Annotated in this window: 1 protein-coding gene; it reads left to right on the top strand. The window is 74.4% G+C overall.

The genetic code is table 11. The features are described from left to right. Positions 1-8: 8 nt before the first annotated feature. Positions 9-1,555 (top strand): RecQ family ATP-dependent DNA helicase (locus B8460_RS15845; RefSeq protein ID WP_052945266.1); only part of this gene is annotated, 1,547 nt, incomplete at its 3' end.

Raw genomic sequence — 1,555 nt, 5'->3', positions numbered from 1 at the left:
GCGCGCCGGTGGCGACGCCGGCGGCGGCGGCCGCGGACGATCCGGTCGCGGTCCTGCGCCGCGTCTTCGGCTTTCCCGGCTTCCGTGGATTGCAGGAGGCGGCGGTGCGCCACGTCATCGCCGGGGGCGATGCGCTCGTGCTGATGCCCACGGGCGGCGGCAAGAGCCTGTGCTACCAGCTCCCGGCCCTGTGCCGCCCCGGCACGGCGGTCGTCGTCTCGCCGCTGATCGCGCTGATGGACGATCAGGTGGCGGCGCTGCGGCAGGTCGGCGTGCGCGCGGGCGCGCTTCATTCCGAGCTTGAGCCGGCCGAGGCGCGCGCGACGGCCGCCGCCCTCGCGGACGGCAGCCTCGATCTTCTGTACGTCTCGCCGGAGCGGCTGCTCGGCAACGGCACGCTCGACCGGCTCGCGGGGCGGCGGCTGTCGCTGTTCGCGATCGACGAGGCGCATTGCGTCTCGCAATGGGGCCACGAGTTCCGTCCCGAATACCGCGGCCTCGCCGGGCTCGCCGAGCGTTTCCCCGGCGTGCCGCGCATCGCCCTGACCGCGACGGCAGACCCGCGCACCCGCGCCGACATCCTGCACGCGCTGGCGATGGACGGGGCGGCGGTGTTCGCCGCGAGTTTCCACCGCCCCAACCTGCACATCGCCGCCGCGCCGAAAGTGTCGGAGACGGCGCAGCTTCTGGCGGCGCTGGGGCGCGATCCGGGCTGTGCCATCGTCTATTGCGGCAGCCGCGCAAAGACGGAGCGCACGGCCGAGGCGTTGCGCAAGCGCGGGCTGCCGGCGCTCGCCTTTCATGCCGGGCTCGAGCCGGCGGCGAAGCGCGCGGCGCTCGCGCGGTTCCGCTCGGGCGAGGCGATGGTGATGGTGGCGACCATCGCCTTCGGCATGGGCATCGACCGGCCCGACGTGCGCCATGTCGTGCATCTCGACATGCCGGACAGCCCGGAGGCGTATTACCAGCAGATCGGCCGGGCCGGGCGCGACGGCGATCCGGCGGCGACCCTGTTGCTGTACGGCGGGGAGGACATTGCCCGCGCGCGCCACTGGCTGACGCAGTCCACGGCGCCGGCACAGCAGCAGCGGGAGATGCGCACGCGGCTGGAGGCGATGATCTCCCTGACCGAGACCGCCGGCTGCCGCACGCAGGCGCTGCTCGCCTGTTTCGGCGAGACGCTGGCGGCGCCGTGCGGCCATTGCGACAATTGCGCGACGCCGCCGGTGACGCGCGACGGGACGACCGAGGCGCAGAAGGTGCTGTCGGCCGTCTATCGCACCGGGCAGATGTTCGGCGCGCTGCATGTCGTCGCCGTGCTGCGCGGCGAGGCGACCGAGGGCGTGCAGCGCCACGGGCATGACCGGCTGCCCACGTTCGGCGTGGGCGCCGACCGGCCCGGCACGTTCTGGCGCGGCGTGATCCGCCAGCTGATCGCCGAGGGGGCGCTGGATGTGGACACCGCCGGGCATGGCGGCCTGTTCCTTGTGCCCGAGCGCGCCCGCCCGATCCTGCGCGGCGAGGCGCGGTTCGCGCTGCGCGAGACGCCGGTCGC

Origin of the sequence: Acidisphaera rubrifaciens HS-AP3, from assembly GCF_000964365.1 — a bacterium.
Lineage (GTDB): Bacteria > Pseudomonadota > Alphaproteobacteria > Acetobacterales > Acetobacteraceae > Acidisphaera > Acidisphaera rubrifaciens.
This window is presented reverse-complemented; position numbering and strand designations above follow the sequence as displayed.